Source organism: Burkholderia sp. Se-20378 (assembly GCF_017104665.1).
GTDB classification, from domain to species: Bacteria; Pseudomonadota; Gammaproteobacteria; order Burkholderiales; family Burkholderiaceae; genus Burkholderia; species Burkholderia lata.
In genome coordinates, this window is sequence record NZ_JAAGPG010001149.1 from 1 (window position 1) to 1,101 (window position 1,101).

At 66.3% G+C, this 1,101-nt stretch carries 1 protein-coding gene; it reads left to right on the top strand.

Annotated features, from left to right (window positions below; genetic code table 11):
• Positions 1-320 precede the first annotated feature (320 nt).
• A partial coding sequence (gene xseA, locus G3N93_RS40680; RefSeq protein ID WP_206135595.1) for an exodeoxyribonuclease VII large subunit occupies positions 321-1,101 on the top strand: 781 nt, incomplete at its 3' end.

Genomic DNA, 1,101 nt, shown 5'->3' on the forward strand with positions numbered 1-1,101 from the left:
GCGCGACCGGCCGCCGCAGCCTGCGGGGCCGGATCGCGGCGGCTTGTGGATAACTCTGTGAAGAACTCCTCGCTCGATGGCGTCAAACGCCCGTCGGGCGGGCCTCGAATCGGATGAGAATCATTCCGAAAGGTTTAAAAATCTATAAAAATCAATGTGTTATTGGGAATTGTCTGGATTTTTCAGCGGTTTTCCCGCGTTTTAGGCCGATGATTGCCAAAGTGTGGACACCTTCCGAACGTCATCGCGCATGTGCCCGGTGCTGGACGTCGCGCGCGTGTCGGACTATCGTGTCGCCGCCAGCATTCATCCGACCGTCCATGCCTTCCGACTCCCCATTTGCCGCACCGGGCGCGACCCGCGGCGGCGACGAAGTGATACCCGTTTCGGCGCTCAATCGCGCGATTTCGACGATGCTCGAGCGCTCGTTTCCGCTGCTGTGGATTTCGGGCGAAGTGTCGAATTTCACGCGCGCCGCGAGCGGCCACTGGTATTTCTCGATCAAGGACCAGCAGGCGCAGATGCGCTGCGTGATGTTCCGCGGCCGCGCCCAATACGCGGAGTTCACGCCGCGCGAAGGCGACCGGATCGAGGTGCGCGCGGTCGTCACGATGTACGAGCCGCGCGGCGAAGTGCAGCTCAACGTCGAGGCCGTGCGGCGCACCGGGCAGGGGCGCCTGTACGAGGCGTTCCTGCGGCTGAAGGCGCAGCTCGAGAGCGAGGGGCTGTTCGCGCCCGAGCGCAAGCGGCCGCTGCCGGCCCACCCGCGCGCGATCGGCATCGTCACGTCGCTGCAGGCGGCCGCGCTGCGCGACGTGCTGACCACGCTCGCCCGCCGCGCGCCGCACATTCCGGTGATCGTCTATCCGGCGCCCGTGCAGGGTGCCGGTTCCGCCGAAAAGCTCGTCACTGCCGTCGAGACCGCGAATGCGCGCCGCGAGGTCGACGTGCTGCTGGTCTGTCGCGGCGGCGGCTCGATCGAGGATCTGTGGTCGTTCAACGACGAGGCGCTGGCGCGCGCGATCGCGGCGAGCGAACTGCCGGTCGTCAGCGGCGTCGGGCACGAAACCGATTTCACGATCGCGGACTTCGCGGCCGACC